Raw genomic sequence first — 21,801 nt, 5'->3', positions numbered from 1 at the left:
CATTCTAGCAAAGCGGCAAGTGCGGCACGAAGGCGATGCACGCGGCGGCCCGGTGGGCGGTGTCCATGCGCGGCGTCCGGCCGCGCTGCGTCGCCGACTCGCGCACCGCCTTCCGGTAAGATATGGGGCGCGACGGCATTGCGCCAGTGGCGGCGTGCGCGCCGGCGGCTACGGCCCGCGTTGCCTGCCGTGCGAACCCGGCAGACTCCTCTCACCACTCACTTCGTTTCATGCAGCCCCTGAACATCTACAACACGCTCGCGCGTGAGAAGCAGCCATTCGTGCCAATCGAACCCGGCAAGGTCCGCATGTATGTGTGCGGCATGACCGTGTACGACTACTGCCACGTCGGCCACGCGCGCGTGATGGTGGTGTTCGACATGGTGCACCGGTGGCTGCGCGCCGCCGGCTACGAGGTGACGTATGTGCAGAACATCACCGACATCGACGACAAGATCATCCGCCGCGCGGTCGAGAACGGCGAGACCATCGGCGAGCTGACCACGCGCTTCATCCAGTACATGCACGAGGACGCCGCCGCGCTGGGCGTGATCCGTCCCGACCACGAGCCGCGCGCCACCGACTACGTGCCGCAGATGCTCGACATGATCGGCAAGCTCGAGGCCAGGGGCCTGGCCTACCAGGCCAGCGACGGCGACGTGAATTACTCGGTGCGCAAGTTCGACGGCTACGGCAAGCTCTCCGGCAAGTCGCTGGAAGACCTGCGCGCCGGCGAGCGCGTCAGCGCCAACGATGCCAAGCAGGACCCGCTCGACTTCGTGCTGTGGAAATCCGCCAAGGCCAGCGAGCCGCCCGAGAGCAAGTGGGACTCGAAATGGGGCGCCGGCCGACCAGGCTGGCACATTGAATGCTCTGCGATGAGCTGCGCGCTGCTGGGCGAGCATTTCGACATCCATGGCGGCGGGGCCGACCTGCAGTTCCCGCACCACGAGAACGAGATCGCGCAGTCCGAAGGTGCCAGCGGCAAGCCCTTCGTCAACCTGTGGATGCACAACGGCTTCGTGCGCATCAACGACGAGAAAATGTCCAAGTCGCTTGGCAATTTTTTCACCATCCGCGAGGTGCTGAAGGCGTACGACGCCGAGGTCGTGCGCTTCTTCATCCTGCGCGCGCACTACCGCAGCCCGCTGAACTACAGCGACGCGCACCTCGACGATGCGCGCCACGCGCTGACGCGCCTGTACACGGCGCTCAAGGACAGCCAGCCGGGCGGCTGCGCGGTGGACTGGGACGAGCCGCACGCGAAGCGCTTCGCCGAAGCCATGGGCGACGACTTCAACACGCCGATCGCGATGTCGGTGCTGTTCGACCTGGCCAGCGAAATCAACCGCACCGGCTCGAGCGCGGCCGCGCGCCAGCTCAAGGGGCTGGCCGGCACGCTGGGCCTGCTCGAGCGAGACCCGCACACCTTCCTGCAGGGCGGTGGCAAGACCGACGCCGGCCCGGCGCCGGACGAGATCGAGAAGCTGATCGCGGCGCGCAAGGCCGCCAAGGCCGAGCGCAACTTCGCCGAGGCGGACCGCATCCGCGCCCAGCTGCTGGAAGCGGGCATCGTGCTGGAAGACAAGCCCGGCGGTGCCACCGAGTGGAGGCGTGCTTGAACGCTGCCGCGCGCAAGCCCGCCACCGCCACGCCCCCCGCAGCCACGGGCCGGGCGAAGGCGGCCGGCCCGCGCCCGGCCAAGGCCGGTGCCAGGGAGGCGCCGCTGCCCGACGGCAAGGACACCAGCAAGGACGCCCGGCCCGCGGCCAAGGCCACGCGCAACGCCAAAGCCGTGCTGCCCGAGGCGCAGGCGGTGCCGCTGCCGGTCGAGACCGTGGCCGACACGGTGCGCCCCGCCTACTGGGACGAGGCCTGCGCGGACCTGATGAAGCGCGACCGCATCCTGCGCAAGATGATCCCGACCTACGGCCCGGCGCACCTGGTCTCGCGCGGCGACCCGTTCGTTACGCTGGCGCGCGCGGTAGTGGGCCAGCAGATCTCGGTCAAGGCGGCGCAGTCGGTGTGGGAACGGCTGCACGCGGTGTGCCCGCGGCTGGCGCCGGCGCAGTTCCTGCGGGCCGGTCCCGAGAAACTGGCGGGCTGCGGCGTATCCAAGCGCAAGGCCGAATACCTGATCGACCTGGCCGGGCACTTCAAGGCCGGCACCGTGCACGTCGCGCAGTGGGCGCAGATGGACGACGAGGCCGTGATCGCCGAGCTGACGCAGATCCGCGGCATCGGCCGCTGGACCGCCGAGATGTTCCTGATGTTCAACCTGATGCGGCCCAATGTGCTGCCGCTCGACGACGTCGGCCTGATCAATGCCATTTCCACCAACTATTTCAGCGGTGAACCGGTAACCCGCAGCGAGGCCCGCGAGGTGGCGGCCAACTGGGAACCGTGGCGCACCGTGGCGACGTGGTATATGTGGCGCAGCCTCGACCCGCTGCCAGTGACGTATTAGGCATCACGGCAATAAAAATTAACTTCAGGTGCATTGCAGGCTATCCGGCAGGCGCTAAGATAGCGGCCAATTTCCGGTAGAATGCGCCCCTTCACAGACAGGTACGTGTGATTTTATGAAAACCACCTTCCTGGATTTTGAGCAGCCCATTGCCGAACTCGAGGCAAAGATCGAAGAACTGCGCTTCGTGCAGGACGATTCGGCTGTCGATATTTCCGAAGAGATTTCGCGGCTGGCCGGCAAGAGCCAGCAGCTGACCAAAGACATCTATGCCAACCTGACCCCGTGGCAGGTTGCGCAAATCGCCCGCCATCCCCAGCGCCCCTACACGCTGGACTACGTGCGCGAGATCTTTACCGATTTCCACGAACTGCACGGCGACCGCACCTTCGCCGACGACCTGTCGATCATCGGCGGGCTGGCGCGCTTCAATGGCCAGTCGTGCATGGTGATCGGGCACCAGAAGGGCCGCGACACGAAAGAGCGCGCCATGCGCAATTTCGGCATGCCCAAGCCCGAGGGCTACCGCAAGGCCAAGCGCCTGATGGAGCTGGCCGACAAGTTCGGGCTGCCGATCTTCACCTTCGTCGACACCCCGGGCGCGTTCCCCGGCATCGACGCCGAAGAGCGTGGCCAGTCCGAGGCCATCGGCCACAACCTGTATGTGATGGCTGGCCTGAAGGTGCCGCTGATCGCCACCATCATCGGCGAGGGCGGTTCGGGCGGCGCGCTGGCGATTGCCGTGGGCGACGTGGTGCAGATGCTGCAGTTCGCCACCTACGCGGTGATCTCGCCGGAAGGTTGCGCCTCGATCCTGTGGAAGACCGCCGCGAAGGCCCCCGAGGCCGCGGAGGCGCTGGGCCTTACCGCGCACCGGCTCAAGGCGCTGGGCCTGATCGACAAGATCGTGAGCGAGCCGCTGGGCGGCGCGCACCGCGACTACAAGGCCATGGCGGCGCTGCTCAAGCGCTCGCTGGCCGAGTCGCTGCGCCAGTTCCAGGGCATGAGCGTGAAGGAGTTGCAGGCACGCCGCTACGAGCGCCTGCTGGCCTATGGCAAGTTCAAGGAAACTGGCGCCCAGGACTGACCCGTCCGCCCGGCTGACCGACAAGGTCGCACAGGCCCTGCAGGCCGGTGCGGCCTTTGTTGTTTCTGGCGCTGCCACGGCGGCGGCGCCGACGGTCGCGGTGGCGCTGTCGGGCGGGCGCGACTCGGTCGCGCTGCTGCACGCCGCGCGCGCGGCGGTGGCGCAGGCGGGCGATGGCGCGCGCGTGGTGGCGCTGCATGTCCACCACGGCCTGCAGGCCGAGGCCGACGAATGGGACCGCTTCTGCGCCGCGCTGTGCGCGCAGTGGCAGGTGGGCTATTTCGTGCGGCGCGTGCCGGTGCGGCCGGCGGCGTGCGAGGGCGTCGAGGCCGCCGCGCGCCGCGCGCGCTATGCCGCGCTGGCGGCGATGTGCGCCGACAGCGGCGCGCGCCTGCTGCTGTTTGCCCACCACCAGGACGACCAGGTCGAGACCGTGCTGCTGCGGCTGTTCCGCGGCGCCGGCGTGGCCGGCATGGCGGGCATGCCGGCGATGCGCCCGCTGGCTGAGGGCAGTGGCGTGATGCTGCTGCGTCCCTGGCTGGACGTGCCGCGCGCCGGCATCGAGGCCTACTGCGCCGCCAACACGCTGCAGTGGGTCGACGATCCCTCCAATGCCGACGGCCGCTACGCGCGCAACGCCTTGCGCCAGCAACTGCCGGCGCTGCAGGCGGCGTTTCCGGCGCTGGCGCTCAACGTGGTGCAGGCGGCCGCGCATTTTGCCCAGGTCGGCGCGCTGATCGACCAGCTGGCCGCCACCACACTGGCGACGCTGGCGCGTGCCGGCCGCGACCCCGACACATTGTCCGAGCTCGACCTGCCCGGCCTGCGCGCGCTGCCCGCGGCGCAGGCCGATGCCGTGCTGCGCCTGTGGCTGCGCGACCTCGGCGTGCGCGCCCCGTCCACCGCGCGGCTGGCGGCGATGCGGGAACAGCTGATCGCGCACGCGGGCGGCGAGCCGGCCATCGCGCATGAAGGCCTGGTGCTGCGCCGCTTCCGCGAGCGCGTGCTGGCCTGCGTGCCGCCGCCGGCCGTGGCGCCGGCACCGGTGCTGCTGGACTGGCGTGGAGAAGCCCGCATCGTCGTGCCGGCCTGGCGCGGCGAGCTCCATTTCATCCGCGACGACACCTTCGGCGCGCCCGAAGCGGTGCTGCGCCAGCCCTTGCGCCTGGCCGCGCGCGCCGGCGGCGAGCGTATCGTGCTGCGCCCCGGCGGCCCCGCGCGCGCGCTGAAGCAGGCCTGCCAGGAAGCCGGCATCCCGGCCTGGCGCCGCGCCTGGCTGCCGCTGCTGTGGGCCGGCGACACCCTGGTGCTGGCCGCCGGGCTGGGCATGCATCGCCGCTGGCCCGACGCCGCGCCCGCGCCGCGCTGGCGCGTGGCCTGGCAGCCGGAGGCACCGGCGATGCCGCCGCGCTGACCTCGCCGAAGGGCGGTCAGCCGCCGTCCCTGCCGTTCGATAGCCGCCGGCATCACATCCGGTCTGACGCCCATCGTCCCCGTGCGCCTTGCCTGACCGGGCCGCTTCGTGTATTTTCAAGGGCTTTGCACAATCGCTGGCGTCGACAAGAAGATGGCTCTCATCGTTCACAAATACGGCGGCACTTCGATGGGTTCCACGGAACGCATCAAGAATGTCGCCAAGCGCGTGGCCAAGTGGCACCGCGCCGGTCACCGCGTAGTCGTGGTGCCTTCGGCCATGTCGGGCGAGACCAATCGCCTGCTGGGACTCGCCAAGGAAATTTCGCCCCAGCCCAATCCGCGTGAACTGGACATGCTCGCCTCCACCGGCGAACAGGCCAGCGTGGCGCTGCTGGCGATCGCGCTGCACGGCGAGGACATCGACGCCGTCAGCTACACCGGCTGGCAGGTCCCGGTGAAGACCGATTCGTCCTATACCAAGGCCCGCATCGAATCGATCGACGACGAGCGCATCCTGGCCGACCTCGACGCCGGCCGCGTGGTGGTGATCACCGGCTTCCAGGGCATCGACGACGACGGCAACATCACCACGCTGGGCCGCGGCGGCTCGGACACCTCGGCCGTGGCCATCGCCGCCGCGATCGAGGCCGACGAGTGCCTGATCTACACCGACGTCGACGGCGTCTACACCACCGACCCGCGCGTGGTCGAGGACGCCCGCCGCCTGGACCAGATCACCTTCGAGGAAATGCTGGAAATGGCCAGCCTGGGCTCCAAGGTGCTGCAGATCCGCTCGGTGGAGTTTGCCGGCAAGTACCGCGTCAAGACCCGCGTGCTGTCGTCGCTGACCGACCCGCTTATGCCGCTCGAGCAGGAAATGCACTCGGGCACGCTGATCACTTTTGAGGAAGAAGAGTCCACCATGGAAGCCGCTGTCATCTCCGGCATCGCCTTTGCCCGCGACGAAGCCAAGATCACCGTCCTGGGCGTGCCCGACAAGCCCGGCATCGCCTACCAGATCCTGGGCCCGGTCGCCGACGCCAATATCGACGTCGACATGATCATCCAGAACCAGTCCGTCGACGGCAAGACCGACTTCACCTTCACCGTGCCGCGCGGCGAGTACCAGCGCGCGCTGGCCATCCTCAACGATGGCGTCAAGGCGCACATCGGCGCCGGCAGCGTGTCGGGCGACCCCAAGGTGTCGAAGGTGTCGGTGGTGGGCGTGGGCATGCGCTCGCACGTCGGCATCGCCAGCAAGATGTTCCGCACGCTGTCGGAAGAGGGCATCAACATCCAGATGATCTCCACCTCGGAAATCAAGATTTCGGTGCTGATCGACGAGAAGTACATGGAACTGGCCGTGCGCGCGCTGCACAAGGCCTTCGAACTGGAACAGGCGTGATCCGTTCGCAAGCTTTTCTGGCGAGACCGCAAAAATTGTGTTGAGTCATCGATTTTTCATTGACCAACCCCGGCGGCATCGCTAGAATACGCGCTTCGTTGTGTGGCTCCCTCACACAACGCAAGTTTGGGAGACGTGGCCGAGAGGTCGAAGGCACTCCCCTGCTAAGGGAGCATCCGGGCCAAAACCTGGATCGAGGGTTCGAATCCCTCCGTCTCCGCCAATGACAACCGTCCTTGGCGGCGGAACCCCGGAAGATCGCGGTCTTCCGGGGTTTTGTTTTTTGGGCGCCCGCCAGGGCGCATCCAACCCCATCGGCAATCCGTTCGCGTTGCCTTGCGCCGCTCTCCTGATGCGTGCGCCGACTCTCCTTTACTTCCTCGTCCGGCGCGCTCCAGATTCATATTGAGGATCGGCGTTGCCGGTGCCAGAATTCCCTGCATGCGGGGCGTGGCGCCGGCTGCTGTCCGGGTCGCCGCGCGGCGATGGCGGGACGGATCGGGATGCACATGGACCGGGAACTGCTGCACCAGGCGTCGGAGGGCTCGGTACTGTTCGCGGATGTCAGCGGCAGTACGCGGCTCTATGAAAGGGCGGGCAATGCCGCCGCCCTGGCCGCGGTCGGCCGTTGCATCGCTGCGATGAAGTCCTGTTCCGAGGCCTCGCAGGGCCGACTGGTCAAGACCATCGGCGACGAGGTCATGGTGCTGTTTCCCAGCGCCGAGCAGGCCTTGCAGGCGGCCTTGGACATCCAGCGAGCGGTTGCCGAGCTGCCGCCGGTGGCCGGCTTCACCATGTCGTCGCACATCGGCTTCCACCATGGCCCGATCCTGTACGACGCGTCGGGCGATGTCTTCGGCGATGCCGTGAACCTTGCCGCCCGGCTGTCAGGACTCGCCGCGCGCGGACAGATCATCACCAGCAAGGATGCGGTGGCCGACCTGCCCGCGCCGCTGCGCCAGATGACGCGCTACCTGTACCCGATCCACGTGCGCGGCAGGGCGCAGCCGGTGGAGTTGTACGAGGCGATCTGGCAGCAGGCCACCGACCTGACCCTGATCGCGGGCTTCAAGGAGCCGCTGTCGCATGCCGCCTTCCTCACGTTGCGCTACCGGGACACCGTGGTCGAGATGAACGCAGTCTCGGCGCCGGTCACCATCGGGCGTGACGCCGGCATGACCATCGTGGTGTCGGACCGCCTCGCGTCGCGCTTCCAGGCGATGGCCGAGCCGCGCGCCGGCAGGTATGTACTGATCGACCGCAGCGCGAACGGCACCCATGTCAGCATGGACGGCGCCGAGCCATTCATTTTGCGCCGCGACGAGGTCACGCTGAGGGGGCACGGCTGGATCGGGTTTGGCCAGTGGACGGGGCCGAGCGCCGAGTGCATCGAATTCGCCCTGCAGGTGGACAAGACCGGTACGGGGCGATAGCGGGAATGCGCATGAAAACGGCAGGGGAATTTCAGTTTTGAATTCCATGTGGGCCTGGCGGCGTTGAAAATCCGCTTGTAAATCAACAAGAAGGTCGGTGGCTCGTTTCTTGCGCCCATGGGGGTACAGGCGCATGCTGGTTCACGCCTGTGATCCGCCATTCCCCATCACCCGACTTTCCGTGGCACCGCGCACGGAGGGCTATTTTCTTGCCGCCATGGACTACCGCCCGATCCAATCCCTGCTGATTGCCAACCGCTCCGAGATCGCGATCCGCGTGATGCGCGCGGCTGCCGAAATGAATGTGCGCACCGTGGCGATCTATTCGAAGGAAGACCGCCTCGCGCTGCATCGCTTCAAGGCCGACGAAAGTTACCTGGTCGGCGAAGGCAGGAAGCCGCTGGCGGCTTATCTCGATATCGACGACATCCTGCGCATTGCGCGGCAGGCCGGGGTCGACGCAATCCATCCGGGCTATGGCTTCCTGTCGGAGAACCCGGAGTTCGCACAGGCCGTGATCGATGCCGGTATCCGCTGGATCGGCCCGCTGCCCGAGGTGATGCGCAAGCTTGGCAACAAGATCGCCGCGCGCAACGCGGCGATCGCCGCGGGCGTGCCGGTGATGCCGGCCACCGAGCCGTTGCCGCATGACCTGGAGGCGTGCAAGCGCCTCGCCGCCGGCATCGGCTATCCGCTGATGCTGAAGGCGAGCTGGGGCGGCGGCGGGCGCGGCATGCGCGTGCTGGAGAGCGAGCAGGACCTGGAAGGCGCGCTGGCCGCGGCGCGGCGCGAGGCGCTGGCGGCGTTCGGCAACGACGAGGTCTATGTCGAGAAGCTGGTGCGCAATGCGCGCCACGTCGAAGTGCAGGTGCTGGGCGACACCCACGGCAACCTGGTGCACCTGTACGAGCGCGACTGCACGGTGCAGCGGCGCAACCAGAAGGTGGTCGAGCGCGCGCCGGCGCCGTACCTCGACGCTGCCGGCCGCAGCGCGCTGTGCGAGTCGGCGCTGCGGCTGATGCGCGCGGTCGGCTACACCCATGCCGGCACGGTCGAGTTCCTGATGGATGCCGACTCGGGCCAGTTTTACTTCATCGAAGTCAACCCGCGCATCCAGGTCGAGCACACCGTCACCGAGATGGTCACCGGCATCGATATCGTCAAGGCGCAGATCCGCATCACCGAGGGCGGCCATATCGGCATGACCGAGAATACGCGCGACGCCGACGGCAGGATCGTGGTGCGCGCGGCGGGCGTGCCGGTGCAGCAGGACATCGCCCTGAACGGCCATGCGCTGCAGTGCCGGATCACCACCGAGGACCCGGAAAACGGTTTCCTGCCGGACTACGGCCGCCTCACTGCATATCGCAGCGCTGCCGGCTTCGGCGTGCGGCTCGATGCGGGCACCGCCTATGGCGGCGCGGTGATCACGCCGTACTACGATTCGCTGCTGGTCAAGGTCACCACCTGGGCGCCGACCGCACCGGAATCGATGCGGCGCATGGACCGGGCGCTGCGCGAGTTCCGCATCCGCGGGGTCGCGTCCAACCTGCAGTTCCTCGAGAACGTCATCAACCATCCCGCGTTCCGTTCGGGCGACGTCACCACGCGCTTTATCGACAAGACCCCGGAACTGCTGGCTTTTGCCAAACGCCAGGACCGCGCCACCAAGCTGCTGCGCTACCTGGGCGAAGTCAGCGTCAACGGGCACCCGGAGCTGAGGGGGCGTGCGCTGCCGTCGCTGCCGCTGCCCGCGCCGGTGCTGCCGGCGATCGACACCAGCGCCGCGCTGCCGTACGGCACGCGCGACCGCCTGCGCGAGCTTGGCGCAGAAAAGTTCTCGCGCTGGATGCTGGAGCAGAAACAGGTGCTGCTGACCGACACCACCATGCGCGACGCGCACCAGTCGCTGTTCGCCACGCGCATGCGCACCGCCGACATGCTGCCGATCGCGCCGTTCTATGCGCGCGAGCTGTCGCAGCTGTTCTCGCTGGAGTGCTGGGGCGGCGCCACCTTCGACGTGGCGCTGCGCTTTCTCAAGGAAGATCCGTGGCAGCGCCTGGAGCAGTTGCGCGAGCGCGTGCCCAACGTGCTGTTCCAGATGCTGCTGCGCGGCTCCAACGCGGTCGGCTACACCAACTATGCCGACAACGTAGTGCGCTTCTTCGTGCGCCAGGCGGCCAGCGCCGGCGTGGACGTGTTCCGGGTGTTCGATTCGCTCAACTGGGTGCGCAATATGCGCGTGGCGATCGATGCCGTCGGAGAAAGCGGCGCGCTGTGCGAGGGCGCGATCTGCTATACCGGCGACCTGTTCGACCCGAAGCGTTCCAAGTACGACCTGAAGTACTACGTCGGCATCGCACGCGAGCTGCAGCAGGCCGGTGTGCACGTGCTGGGCATCAAGGACATGGCGGGCATCTGCCGGCCGCAGGCGGCCGCCGCGCTGGTCAGGGCGCTCAAGGAGGAGACCGGCCTGCCGGTGCATTTCCACACGCACGATACCAGCGGCATCTCGGCCGCCTCGGCGCTGGCCGCGATCGAGGCCGGCTGCGATGCGGTCGACGGCGCGCTCGATGCGATGAGCGGGCTGACCTCGCAGCCCAACCTGTCGAGCATCGCCGCGGCGCTGGCCGGCAGCGAGCGCGATCCGGGCCTGAGCCTGGAGCGCCTGCACGAGGCGTCGATGTACTGGGAGGGGGTGCGCCGCTACTACGCACCGTTCGAATCCGAGATCCGCGCGGGCACCGCCGACGTCTACCGCCACGAGATGCCGGGCGGCCAGTACACCAACCTGCGCGAGCAGGCGCGCTCGCTCGGCATCGAGCATCGCTGGACCGAGGTCTCGCGCGCGTACGCCGAGGTCAATCGGATGTTCGGCGATATCGTCAAGGTGACGCCGACCTCCAAGGTGGTCGGCGACCTGGCGCTGATGATGGTGGCCAACGACCTGAGCGCGGCCGACGTCTGCGACCCGGGCAAGGAGATCGCCTTCCCGGAGTCGGTGGTGTCGCTGTTCCGGGGCGAGCTGGGGTTCCCGCCCGACGGCTTCCCGGCGGCGCTGTCGCGCAAGGTGCTGCGCGGCGAGCCGCCGGCGCCGTACCGGCCCGGCGACCAGATCGCGCCGGTCGACCTCGACGCGGCCCGTGCCGCGGGCGCGGCGGCGTGCGAACAGCCGCTCGACGACCGCCAGCTGGCCTCGTACCTGATGTATCCCAAGCAGGCCGCGGAGTACCACGCGCATGTGCGCCAGTACAGCGATACTTCGGTGGTGCCGACGCCGGCCTACCTGTACGGCCTGCAGCCGCAGGAAGAGGTGGCCATCGACATCGAGCCCGGCAAGACCTTGCTGGTGTCGCTGCAGGGCACCCATCCCGATGCCGACGACGGCAAGATCAAGGTCCAGTTCGAGCTGAACGGGCAGTCGCGCACCACGCTGGTCGAACAGCGCAGCACCGCGCAGGCCGCGGCCGCGCGCCCGGGCCGGCCGGTGGCCGAGCCGGACAATGCGCTGCATGTCGCCGCGCCGATGCCGGGCTCGATCGTGACCGTGGCGGTGCAGCCCGGCCAGCGCGTGGCCGCGGGCACCACACTGCTGGCGCTGGAGGCGATGAAGATGGAGACCCATATCGCCGCGGACCGGGACTGCGAGATCGCGGCGGTGCATGTGAATGCAGGCGATCGGGTGGCGGCGAAGGACCTGCTGGTGGAACTGAAGGACTGACAGCTGGCGTGGCCCGCCGCGCGTGTGCGGGCCATCGATGGAACCCCGGAAGACCTCGGTCTTGCCGGGGTTTTTTGTCTGGATGACGCTGCAGCCGGGCGGCCATGCCTCGTCTTCGGGGCGCGTCTCGCCACATTGTTCCGGCTTTGGAACACTGTGTTTGCCCGAAACGGGCTTCTGCAATCTCGAAGCGCTGCTATCGTGTCGAGCCGTGATCAAAACAAAGTGGTGGCGTGCCAATCTGGCAGGCGCTGCCCGACATAGACGGATGTCAGTGAAGAAAAGCACATTGTCAGGGGGGCTGCCGCGCGTGGCCGTGGTGTCGTTGGCGGCTTGCCTGCTGGCGCTGCCGTCCGCCGCCGGCGCGGCGGCATTCTCGATGCAGGCGGGCTATGGGCGTGACAACCGGCACGGCGTGGAGAAATACGAAGTGTCGGCGCGCTGGGACGAGATCGTGCAGTGGCAGCTGTCGAGCCGGCTGGCGCTGGCGCTGGACGGCGAGGTCAACGTGGCCAACTGGCGCGCGCTGTCGTCGCGGCCGTCGAGCCAGTTGATGGAGTTCGGCGTGTCGCCGATCTTCCGGCTCAGCTATGCGGGTGAGTACGCCACGCCGTTCGTCGAAGCCTCGGTGGGCCTGCGCGTGCTGAGCCACACCGAGATCGCCGGCGGCCACCGCATGGGCTCGGCGTTCCAGTTCTCCGACATGATCGGCGTGGGCGTCGCCTTCGGCAAGGCGCAGCGGCTGACGATCGGCTATCGCTTCCAGCACCTGTCCAACGGCGGCATCCAGGAGCCCAATCCCGGTACCAACTTCAGCATGGGCTACGTGCGCTACCGCTTCTGACCGCTGGCGGCATCGTTCCAGCCGCAGGACGCTGCATCGCAATCGCGCGGCCTACCGCGCGCCGGCCGCGGCACCTATCATCGCTTCATGGATCATTGCCTGCTCAGCGTGGCCGGCATTCTCGGAGATCGACATGAAGCGCATTCTGGGCGTCTACAGCGCACCGCGTCCGCACTGGGTCGGGGATGGTTTCCCGGTGCGCTCGATGTTTTCGTACGCCAGCCACGGCAAGCAACTCAGCCCCTTCCTGCTGCTGGACTACGCCGGCCCCGCCGACTTCACGCCGACGCAGCGACCGCGCGGGGTGGGCCAGCATCCGCACCGTGGCTTCGAGACCGTGACCATCGTCTACAAGGGCGAGGTCGCGCATCGCGACTCGACCGGGCAGGGCGGGGTCATCGGTCCGGGCGACGTGCAATGGATGACGGCGGGCGCCGGCATCCTGCATGAAGAGTTCCATTCGCCCGCCTTTACGCAAAGCGGCGGCGCGCTGGAGATGGTGCAGCTGTGGGTCAACCTGCCGGCGCGCGACAAGATGGCCGCGCCGGGCTACCAGGCCATCGTCGACCGCGATATCCCGGCGGTGCCGATGCCCGACGGCGCTGGCTCGGTACGCGTGATCGCCGGCGAGTACGCAGGCAAGCGCGGCCCGGCGCGCACCTTTACGCCGATGCATGTGTGGGACATGCGCCTGAACCAGGGCGCCAGCCCGCGCCTGGCGCTGCCCGAGGGCTGGCATACCGCGCTGGTGGTGCTGCGCGGCAAGGTCACGGTCAACGCCGAGGCCACCGTGCGCGATGCCGAGATGGTAGTGCTGGATGGCGCCGGCGATGCGGTCAGCATCGAGGCCGGCACCGATGCGGTGGTGCTGCTGCTCAGCGGCGAGCCGATCGACGAGCCCATCGTCGGCCATGGCCCGTTCGTGATGAACACCGAGGCCGAGATTGCCGAGGCGTTCCGCGACTTCAGCAGCGGCCGCTTCGGCAGCATGGCGGCGGGCCGGCAGTAGCCAACCTGCCGCGACGGCTCAGGCGAGCGTGAAGGTCGGCACCGGTGCGCCGCCCTCGCTGGGCGAGAACTTGACCTGCACCTTCTGGCCGATCCGCACCGTGTCGAGATCGCAGTCGACGATATGGGTCATCATGGTCACGCCTTCGTCCAGCTTCACGTAGGCGATGCAGAACGGGTTGGGGCCGGCGCGGCGCGTCACGCTGTAGCTGTAGATGGTGCCGCGGCCGCTGGCCGGCTGCCACGAGGTGGTGCCCATGCAGAACGGACACAGCACGCGCGGATACCAGTGCGGCTTGCCGCAGTCGTCGCAGACCTTGACCAGCAGCTGGCCCTCGCGCGCGGCCTGCCAGAACGGCAGGTTGTCGGGCTGTTCGTCGGGCGCCTTGTAGACGGTGGGGATGTGGGGGGTCGTCATGTCAGTGCTCCCGCGCTTTATTCACGTTCGAGGATCAGGGTGGCGCTGCCGTGGCGCGAGCCCAGGTAGCCGCCGGTGCCCTGCGCCAGCGCGAGGTCGCAATTGGCGACCTGCACCGCGGGGTGGGCCTCGCCGCGCAGCTGGCGCACGGCTTCGATGACCTTGGTGATGCCGCCGCGGTTGGCCGGGTGGTTGTTGCACAGGCCGCCGCCATCGGTATTGAACGGGAGCTTGCCGACGCCCGAAATCAGGTTGCCGTCGGCGACGAACCTGCCGCCTTCGCCCTTGTTGCAGAAGCCCAGGTCCTCCAGCTGCATCAGCACGGTGATGGTGAAGCTGTCGTAGATCGACGCGTACTTGATGTCGGCCGGGGTCACGCCCGCTTCGGCAAACGCCGTCGCGCCCGAGAAGCGCGCGCCCGACCAGCTCAGGTCGACTTCGCCGCCAAGCTGGCCCTTGATGTATTCGCCGGCGCCACGGATCTTCACCTTCGGCCGCCGCAGCGTGGCGGCGATCTCCGGTCGCGCCACCACCAGCGCGCCGCCGCCGTCAGAGACTACGCAGCAGTCCAGCTTGTGCAGCGGATCCGAGATCATCGGCGAGTTCAGCACGTCTTCGACCGTGACCACGTCGCGCAGCATCGCGTGGGGGTTGTGCTGGGCGTGGTGCGACGCCGCCACCTTGACCCAGGCGAGCTGCTCGGCGGTGGTGCCGTACTCGTGCATATGGCGCATTGCCGCCATCGCGTACAGGTTGACCGTGACCGGGCTGAACGGGCTTTCGAACGGCAGGTCGGGCAGGTTGGCACCCCAGTTGCGCGCCTGCGTGCCGGTGGAGCCTTCCGAGCGCGGGCGGCCCGCCAGTGTGATCAGCGCGACGTTGCACTTGCCGGCGGCAATCGCCTGCGCGGCGTGCGAGACATGTACCAGGTAGGCCGAACCGCCGGTATCGGTGGAATCGACATGGCGCACCTTCAGGCCGAGGTAGTCGACCATGTTGACCGCGCCCAGCCCGGGGGCGTCGCCGGCGCAGAAATAGCCGTCGACGTCGGCCAGCGTCAGGCCGGCGTCCTGCAGCGCGCCCTTGGCGCTCTCGGCATGCAGTTGCGCCACGGTCTTGTCGGGTGCCTTGCGGGTCGGGTGCTCGTAGGCCCCGACGATGTAGGCCTTGCCGTTGATGCTCATCTGTTCTCCTTCGGTGCGTCAGGTGGTGCCAGCGCGAGGGCGGGGCGATGCTGGCACGGCGATCCCGAGAGTATTGCGTAGCTTGCCCGCTGCGTTGTATTCGGAAGTGCCGAAGGGTGTATTCGGTGCGGGGCGGGGATGCTGCCGTCCAGGCCAGGCGCTAGGCACTTGCAGCGCGAACGATTGCGGCCACCGCTACAATCTGCGCTGGATATTCCTGAATCTGGACGAAAAGGATCGATGACCTACATCGTTGAAGCGGTGGACGAGGCCCTGGGCCTGCTGATGCTGGTGGCCGAACACCCATCGCTGGGCGTGACCGAGCTGGCACGGCGCGCCGGACTGACCAAGGCGCGCGCGTTCCGGCTGCTGACCACGCTCGAACACCGCGGCCTGATCGCGCGCGAGTCGCCGGCGGCGGTTTACAAGCTCAGCTACAACGCGCTGCTGGTGGGCAACGCCGCGCGTGAACAGTTCGACCTGGTCAAGCTGGTGGGTCCGCGGCTGGCGGCGATCGGCGCGGCCTGCGGCGAAAACGTGATCGTGCGCGTGCGCGACGGGCTCGAGTCGGTCTGCGTGGCGCGGCATGAGTCGACGCAGTCGGTGCGCGTGCATACCGAGATCGGCAACCGGCGGCCGCTGCATGTGGGGGCCTCCGGCAAGCTGCTGCTGGCCTTCGCCGCACCCGAGGTGCTGGAGGCCGTGCTGGCGCAGCAGCTGGAACGCTTCACCGCCAAGACCATCATCGAGCCACAGGCGCTGCGCGACGAACTGGCGGCGATCCGAGCCGCCGGCTATGCGGTCTCGGTGGGCGAGCGCGATGCCGACGCGGTCTCGGCCGCCGCGCCGCTGCGCGACCACAGCGGCGCGGCGGTGGCATCGCTGAGCATTGCCAGCCCGGCCAGCCGCACCTCGCAGCAGGCGCTGGACAGCCATGTGGCGATGGTGGTGGCGGAGGCCGCCAGCCTGTCGCGGGCACTCGGCTACGCGGGCAGCTGAGCCGGTACCGCGCGGCCACGTCCCGCGCACTTCCCGTCCCAAACGGCGCTTCGGCGCCGTTTTTTTGCCTGAAGGGCGTCTCGGGGGTAAACCCTGCTTATCGGGAACGGCCTCGATGTCTTATCCTTCGATACACGGTATCACTGAATGAAACAATGTATCGGGAAGCGAACCACCCCACCATGCCCAGACCCGTCGTCAACCTGGCGTCGCGCCTTGCCGCCGCTGCCTTGGCCAGCGCGGCGCTGCTTGCCGGCGCGAGCACCGCTCACGCAGCCGACCTGCGCATCGGCTACAAGGCCGAGATCAGCGCCGCCGATCCCCATGTGCTCGACGCCGCCGGACGCAACCTGTGGGGCCATGTCTACGAAACCCTGGTCGGCCTGGACAACGCGCTGCGCCCCGTGCCGCTGCTGGCCACCGGCTGGCGCCAGCTGGACGACCGCACCTGGGAGTTCCAGCTGCGTCCCGGCGTGCGCTTCAGCAATGGCGAGCCGTTTACCGCCGAGGATGCGCGCTACTCGATCGAGCGCGCGCTGAAGCTGCCGGGCGCGCGCACCTTCCGCACCTACCTGAAGTCGGTGGCGGCGGTCGAGGTCACCGGGCCGCTGACGCTGCGTGTGCGCACGCGCTCGCCCAACCCGGTGCTGCCGCAGAACCTGGGCATGGTGGCGATGCTGCCGCGCTCGCTGGGCGCGGGCGTGCGCGAGGCCGATTTCGCCCATGGCAGCGCCGCCATCGGCACCGGCCCGTACCGGCTGGTGGCGTGGGAGCATGGCCAGCAGCTGACGCTGTCGCGCAATCCGGGCTACTGGGGCGGGCCGCAGCCGTGGCAGCGGGTGGTGTTCCAGTTCATCCCGAAGGAGCCGGCGCGGGCCTCGGCGCTGCTGTCCGGACTGGTCGACGTGATCGACGCCTCGTCGGCGAGCATTGCCGAGGCCTTTGCGCGTACCAACGGCCGCATCCGCGTCGTCTCCGCGACCTCGTACATGCTGAACTACCTGCAGCTGGACCAGGCCCGCGCGGTCTCGCCCTATGTGCAGGACCATGCGGGCCAGCCGCTGGCGGCCAATCCGTTGCGCGACGTGCGGGTGCGGCAGGCGATCAGCCTGGCGATCGACCGCGACCTGATCGCGGCGCGCGTGACCAAGGGCGATTCCGTGCCGGCCGGGCAGATGGTGCCGCAGGGCTTTTTCGGCTTCGCCCCGGCGGTGCCGGCGCCGCGCGCCGACGTCGAGCGGGCGCGCTGGCTGCTGGCGCAGGCCGGCTATCCGCAGGGCTTCCGCCTGACGCTGCATTGCCCCAACGACCGCTACCTGAACGACGCCAAGACCTGCGAGGCGGTCGGCCAGATGCTGACCCGCGCCGGCATCCGCACCGAGGTGCGCACGCTGCCGTATTCGGTCTATATCACCCGCGCCACCTCGGGCGGCGCCGGCGGCAAGCCCGAGTTCAGCGCCTTCCTGCTCGGCATCGGCGCGGTCAGCGGCGATTCGCTCGAGCCGCTGGTGGCGGTGGCGCATGCGCAGGACAAGGCCGCCGGCCTGGGCGCCAACAACCGCAGCGGCTATGCCAACGCGGCCGTCGACGCGCTGATCGGGCAGGCCATGCGCACCATGGCGCCGGCCCCGCGCGAACTGGCGCAGCAGGGCGCGGCGGAACGGCTGGCGGCCGACGCCGGCATCGTCCCGCTGCATCACCTGCGTGCCGCCTGGGCCTATCGCGACGGCCTCGTGGTGCAGCCGCGCAGCGACGGTTTCACCTATGCCGGCAACATCCGCCCGGCGCCGCCGGCCGCGCCGCGACGCTGACCGCGCCAACCCGTATCCGCTTCCCACCGGCTTCCTACCATGCTTGAAACCCTACTGAAACGGCTGCTGCAGAGCATCGCGGTGCTCTGGATCATGTCGGTGCTGACGTTCTGCGCGGTCAACCTGATCGGCGATCCGGTGCACCTGCTGGTCAGCCCGACCGCCACCGAGCAGGAGATCAGCGAGGCGCGCCACGCGCTCGGCCTGGACCTGCCCGTGCCGCAGCAGTACCTGCGCTTTCTCGCGGGCGCGCTGCGCGGCGACCTCGGCGACTCCTTCGTCTACAACCGGCCCGCGATCGAGCTGATCGTCAGCCGCGTGCCGGCCACGCTGGAACTGGCGGTGACGGCGCTGCTGCTGTCGCTCGGCATCGGCATCCCGATGGGCGTCTATGCCGGCCTGAAGCCGCACAGCCGGCTGGCGCGGCTGCTGATGGCGGCCTCGCTCGGCGGCGTGATCATGCCCACTTTCTGGATCGGCATGATCGGCATCCTGGTGTTCTCGGTGAACCTGGGCTGGCTGCCGTCGGGCGGTCGCGGGCCGGTCAGCACGGTGCTGGGCGTGCCGCTGTCGGTGACCAGCTGGGACGGCATCCGCTTCCTGCTGCTGCCGGCACTGACCTTGTCGCTGTTCAAGATCTCGCTGGTGGCGCGGCTGACCGAGGCCGGCACGCGCGAGGTGGCGGGGCAGGAGTACATCAAGTTTGCGCGCGCCAAGGGCGTGGGCGGCGCGCGGCTGGTGCTGCGCCACGTGGTGCCCAATGTGCTGATCCCGATCGTGACCGTGGTCGGGCTGGAGTTCGGCCACCTGATCGCCTTCTCGGTGGTGACCGAGTCGGTGTTCTCGTGGCCCGGCATGGGCAAGCTGATCATCGATTCCGTGCTGGCGCTGGACCGCCCGGTGGTGGTGGCGTACCTGCTGGTCACGCTGCTGCTGTTCGTGGTGCTGAACCTGGTGGTCGACCTGCTGTACGTGGTGCTCGACCCGCGCCTGCGGCACAAGGCGGCCTAGTCCGCCGCCCGCCGCGTCCATTCCGCGCCATCGAAGACCGAATAACGAAGACCGAGACCCAACCGATGTCCCTGCCTCTATCCGAAAACGATGAAGCCGTGCCCGCGCTCCCCTCGCTCGCGCCGGCGCCAGCCGCCGCGCCGCCGGCGCGGCCTGCGCTGCTGCGGCGCTTCTGCGCCAATCGCGTCGCCGCCGCCGCGCTGGCATTGTTGCTGGTGCTGCTGCTGGTGGCCGTGCTGGCCCATGCGCTCAGCCCGCAGAACCCCTATGACCTTGCCACGGTGTCGGTGATCGATTCCGAGCTGCCGCCCGGCAGCACCGGCTATGAAGGCCAGGCGCACTACTGGCTCGGCACCGACGGCGCCGGGCGCGACCTGCTCAGCGCCATCTTCTACGGCATCCGCATCAGCGTGGGCGTGGGCGTGATCAGCGCGGTGGTGGCGCTGGTGGCGGGCAGCGCGGTGGGGCTGGCCGCGGCCTACTTCGGCGGGGTGGTCGATGCGGCCATCATGCGCGTGGTCGACCTGCAGCTGAGCCTGCCGGCGGTGCTGGTGGCGCTGATCCTGTTGGCGGTGCTGGGGCAGGGTGTCGACAAGACCCTGCTGGCGCTGGTGATCGTGCAATGGGCTTACTTTGCCCGCACCGTGCGCGGCGCGGCGCAGGTGGAGCGGCGCAAGGAGTATGTCGAGGCCGCGCTGGGACAGGGGCTGCCGGCGCTGCGCGTGATGTTCCGCCATATCCTGCCAAACTGCATGGCGCCGCTGGTGGTGACCGGCACGCTGCAGATCGCGCATGCGATCACGCTCGAGGCCACCATGAGCTTCCTCGGCATCGGCCTGCCGCGCACGCAGCCGTCGCTGGGCATGCTGATCGCCAACGGCTTCGAATACATGCTGTCGAACAAGTACTGGATCAGCGTGTTCCCGGGCGTGGCGCTGGTGCTGCTGATCGGCTCGATCAACCTGGTGGGCGACCGCCTGCGCCGCGTGCTCAACCCGCGGCTGGAAGCATAAGGAGCCCGGCATGGCACTACTGGAAGTTTCCGGCCTGAGCACCAGCTTCGCGTTCGCGCACGGCGCGGTGAAGGCGGTCGACGGCGTGTCGTTCTCACTGGAGCCGGGCGAGATCCTGGGGATCGTGGGCGAGTCCGGCTCGGGCAAGTCGGTGACGGCGTTCTCGCTGATGAACCTGCTGGACCCGCCCGGGCGCGTCACCGGCGGCTCGGTGCGCTTCAAGGGGCAGGAGCTGCTGGCGTGCTCGCCGCGCCAGTGGCAGGCGCTGCGCGGCGACCGCGTCGCGATGGTGTTCCAGGACCCGATGATGTCGCTGAACCCCGTGATGCGCGTGGGCGACCAGCTTGCCGAGACCGTGCTGGTGCACCACCGCCGCACCCGCGCACAGGCGCATGCGCAGGCGGTCGATGCGCTGGCGCGGGTCGGCATCCCGGCGCCGCGGGAGCGCATGCGCGCCTATCCGCACGAGCTGTCCGGCGGCATGCGCCAGCGCGTGGCGATCGCCAATGCGCTGATCAACCGGCCCGACCTGATCATCGCCGACGAGCCCACCACCGCGCTCGACGTCACCATCCAGGCGCAGATCCTCTACGAGATGAAGCAACTGGTGCGCGAGACCGGCGCCGCCGCGATCTGGATCAGCCACGACCTTGCCGTGGTCAAGGACCTGGTCGACCGGGTCTGCGTGATGTACGCGGGCCGGGTGGTGGAGCAGGGTCCCGTTGCAGAACTGATCAGCCGGCCGCTGCATCCGTACACGCGCGGCCTGCTCGATTCGCTGCCAACGCCCGCAATGCGCGGCGCCACGCTGCGCGCGATTCCGGGCGCGACTCCCGCGCTGGCCGCGCTGCCGCCGGGCTGCGCCTTCGCGCCGCGCTGTCCGCGCGCGCGTCCCGCGTGCGCCCAGGTCCCTGTCGAAACCACTGTGCGCGGCCGCACGCTGCGCTGCTTTTATCCCCTGGAGGCGGCATGACGGTCATGCTCGAAGCGCACAACCTGCAGAAACGCTTTCTGCTCAAGCCCGGCCTGCTCGCGCGCATGGCCGGCAAGCCGGCGCAGGCGGTGCATGCCGTCAACGATGTCTCGCTGCAGGTGCGCCAGGGCGAGGTGCTGGGCGTGGTGGGCGAGTCGGGCTGCGGCAAGTCCACGCTGGGGCGCATACTGGCCGGCCTGCTGCCGCAGACGGGCGGCGAGATCGCGTGGCAAGGCCAGCGCACCGACCTCGCTTCGGCCGCCTATCACCGGGCGGTGCAGATGGTGTTCCAGAATCCCTATGCGTCGCTGAACCCGCGCCTGCGCATCGGCCAGGCCATTACCGAGGGCGCGGTCTACCACGGGCTGGTCAAGCGCTCGCGTGCCGCCGCGGCCGCCGGCGAGCTGCTCCAGCAAGTGGGGCTCGATCGCGGCTATGCCGAGCGCTATCCGCACGAGTTCTCCGGCGGCCAGCGCCAGCGCGTGGCGATCGCGCGCGCGCTGGCGCTGCGCCCGCGCCTGCTGATCTGCGACGAGGCCGTGTCGGCGCTCGATGTCTCGGTGCAGGCGCAGATCATCAACCTGTTCATGCAGCTGCGGCGCGAGCACGCGCTGACCTATGTCTTCATCAGCCACAACCTGGCGGTGGTGGAGCATATGTCGGACCGCGTGGTGATCATGTACCTGGGCCGCATTGTCGAAAGCGGCCCCGCGCGCGAGGTGTTCGCCGCGCCCAACCATCCCTATACCCGCGCGTTGCTGGCCGACGCGCCGCGCCTGGGCGCCAGTCCGCCCGCGCACCAACCCATCCGCGGCGAACTGCCCAGCCCGCTGGCGCCGCCCGGTGGCTGCGCCTTCCATCCGCGCTGCCCGCACGCGAGCGCGCGCTGCATGACGCAGGTGCCGCTGCTGCGCGATATCGGTGGACGCCTGTCCGCCTGCCACCTGAATGACTAGCTAGCCGCCGCCCGGCGCGGCCCGCTCACGCTCCCGATCGAACCCGATCGAAGGT

Annotated in this window: 17 protein-coding genes and 1 tRNA gene; 16 read left to right on the top strand and 2 right to left on the bottom strand. The window is 68.9% G+C overall.

The annotated features are described in order from the left end of the window. The first annotated feature begins 230 nt into the window (after positions 1 to 230). The 10 genes from cysS to A3AG_RS0118440 all read left to right on the top strand — a co-directional run bounded on the left by cysS (position 231) and on the right by A3AG_RS0118440 (position 13,382). A complete protein-coding gene (gene cysS / locus A3AG_RS0118485) occupies positions 231 to 1,622 on the top strand; it encodes a cysteine--tRNA ligase (protein ID WP_018006858.1) in 1,392 nt (463 codons plus the stop codon). Further along, positions 1,619 to 2,467: a DNA-3-methyladenine glycosylase family protein gene (locus A3AG_RS0118480; RefSeq protein ID WP_018006857.1), complete on the top strand. Its 849-nt coding sequence runs from the start codon at positions 1,619 to 1,621 to the stop codon at positions 2,465 to 2,467. The genes cysS and A3AG_RS0118480 overlap by 4 nt, the downstream gene beginning before the upstream one ends. A 115-nt stretch (positions 2,468 to 2,582) precedes the next feature. Beyond that, positions 2,583 to 3,554, top strand: a complete 972-nt coding sequence (locus A3AG_RS0118475) for an acetyl-CoA carboxylase carboxyltransferase subunit alpha (RefSeq protein WP_018006856.1) — start codon at positions 2,583 to 2,585, stop codon at positions 3,552 to 3,554. Next, positions 3,520 to 4,968 carry a tRNA lysidine(34) synthetase TilS gene (gene tilS / locus A3AG_RS0118470; RefSeq protein ID WP_370866947.1) on the top strand — a complete coding sequence of 483 codons (1,449 nt, stop codon included), beginning with the start codon at positions 3,520 to 3,522 and terminating at the stop codon, positions 4,966 to 4,968. Before A3AG_RS0118475 ends, tilS begins: the two co-directional genes overlap by 35 nt. A 153-nt stretch (positions 4,969 to 5,121) precedes the next feature. Next, positions 5,122 to 6,375: an aspartate kinase gene (locus tag A3AG_RS0118465; RefSeq protein ID WP_018006854.1), complete on the top strand. Its 1,254-nt coding sequence runs from the start codon at positions 5,122 to 5,124 to the stop codon at positions 6,373 to 6,375. 129 nt (positions 6,376 to 6,504) lie between these two features. After that, positions 6,505 to 6,598 (top strand) — tRNA-Ser (locus tag A3AG_RS0118460). Between the two features lie 280 nt (positions 6,599 to 6,878). After that, positions 6,879 to 7,808: an adenylate/guanylate cyclase domain-containing protein gene (locus A3AG_RS0118455; protein ID WP_018006853.1), complete on the top strand. Its 930-nt coding sequence runs from the start codon at positions 6,879 to 6,881 to the stop codon at positions 7,806 to 7,808. Between the two features lie 217 nt (positions 7,809 to 8,025). Then, positions 8,026 to 11,529, top strand: a complete 3,504-nt coding sequence (locus tag A3AG_RS0118450; RefSeq protein WP_018006852.1) for a pyruvate carboxylase — start codon at positions 8,026 to 8,028, stop codon at positions 11,527 to 11,529. 268 nt (positions 11,530 to 11,797) lie between these two features. Continuing rightward, positions 11,798 to 12,373: an acyloxyacyl hydrolase gene (locus A3AG_RS0118445; protein ID WP_026164295.1), complete on the top strand. Its 576-nt coding sequence runs from the start codon at positions 11,798 to 11,800 to the stop codon at positions 12,371 to 12,373. Between the two features lie 133 nt (positions 12,374 to 12,506). Next, positions 12,507 to 13,382, top strand: coding sequence for a pirin family protein (locus tag A3AG_RS0118440; RefSeq protein WP_018006850.1), 876 nt, complete (start codon positions 12,507 to 12,509; stop codon positions 13,380 to 13,382). 18 nt (positions 13,383 to 13,400) lie between these two features. Here the strand turns inward: A3AG_RS0118440 and A3AG_RS0118435 are convergent, their stop codons facing one another. After that, positions 13,401 to 13,799: a Zn-ribbon domain-containing OB-fold protein gene (locus A3AG_RS0118435; RefSeq protein WP_018006849.1), complete on the bottom strand. Its 399-nt coding sequence runs from the start codon at positions 13,797 to 13,799 to the stop codon at positions 13,401 to 13,403. Positions 13,800 to 13,816: 17 nt separating this feature from the next. Continuing rightward, on the bottom strand, positions 13,817 to 14,983 hold the full coding sequence (locus A3AG_RS0118430; protein ID WP_018006848.1) for a thiolase domain-containing protein: 1,167 nt from the start codon (positions 14,981 to 14,983) through the stop codon (positions 13,817 to 13,819). 240 nt (positions 14,984 to 15,223) lie between these two features. Here A3AG_RS0118430 and A3AG_RS0118425 point away from each other — a divergent pair, with 240 nt between their 5' ends. The 6 genes from A3AG_RS0118425 to A3AG_RS0118400 all read left to right on the top strand — a co-directional run bounded on the left by A3AG_RS0118425 (position 15,224) and on the right by A3AG_RS0118400 (position 21,746). Beyond that, a complete protein-coding gene (locus tag A3AG_RS0118425) occupies positions 15,224 to 15,982 on the top strand; it encodes an IclR family transcriptional regulator (protein WP_018006847.1) in 759 nt (252 codons plus the stop codon). A gap of 182 nt (positions 15,983 to 16,164) precedes the next feature. Beyond that, the gene (locus A3AG_RS0118420) at positions 16,165 to 17,793 is read left to right on the top strand and encodes an ABC transporter substrate-binding protein (protein ID WP_020384469.1); all 1,629 of its coding nucleotides are present in this window, start codon (positions 16,165 to 16,167) and stop codon (positions 17,791 to 17,793) included. Between the two features lie 39 nt (positions 17,794 to 17,832). After that, positions 17,833 to 18,804: an ABC transporter permease gene (locus A3AG_RS0118415; protein ID WP_018006845.1), complete on the top strand. Its 972-nt coding sequence runs from the start codon at positions 17,833 to 17,835 to the stop codon at positions 18,802 to 18,804. Positions 18,805 to 18,869: 65 nt separating this feature from the next. After that, a complete protein-coding gene (locus tag A3AG_RS0118410; RefSeq protein WP_018006844.1) occupies positions 18,870 to 19,817 on the top strand; it encodes an ABC transporter permease in 948 nt (315 codons plus the stop codon). Positions 19,818 to 19,827: 10 nt separating this feature from the next. After that, the gene (locus tag A3AG_RS0118405) at positions 19,828 to 20,790 is read left to right on the top strand and encodes an ABC transporter ATP-binding protein (protein ID WP_026164294.1); all 963 of its coding nucleotides are present in this window, start codon (positions 19,828 to 19,830) and stop codon (positions 20,788 to 20,790) included. Next, a complete protein-coding gene (locus A3AG_RS0118400) occupies positions 20,787 to 21,746 on the top strand; it encodes an ABC transporter ATP-binding protein (RefSeq protein ID WP_035849173.1) in 960 nt (319 codons plus the stop codon). The genes A3AG_RS0118405 and A3AG_RS0118400 overlap by 4 nt, the downstream gene beginning before the upstream one ends. Positions 21,747 to 21,801 lie beyond the last annotated feature (55 nt).

The organism is Cupriavidus neocaledonicus, assembly GCF_000372525.1.
GTDB classification, from domain to species: Bacteria; Pseudomonadota; Gammaproteobacteria; order Burkholderiales; family Burkholderiaceae; genus Cupriavidus; species Cupriavidus neocaledonicus.
The sequence above is the reverse complement of the archived record's forward strand: the minus strand, read 5'-3'. Positions and strand labels throughout refer to the sequence as shown.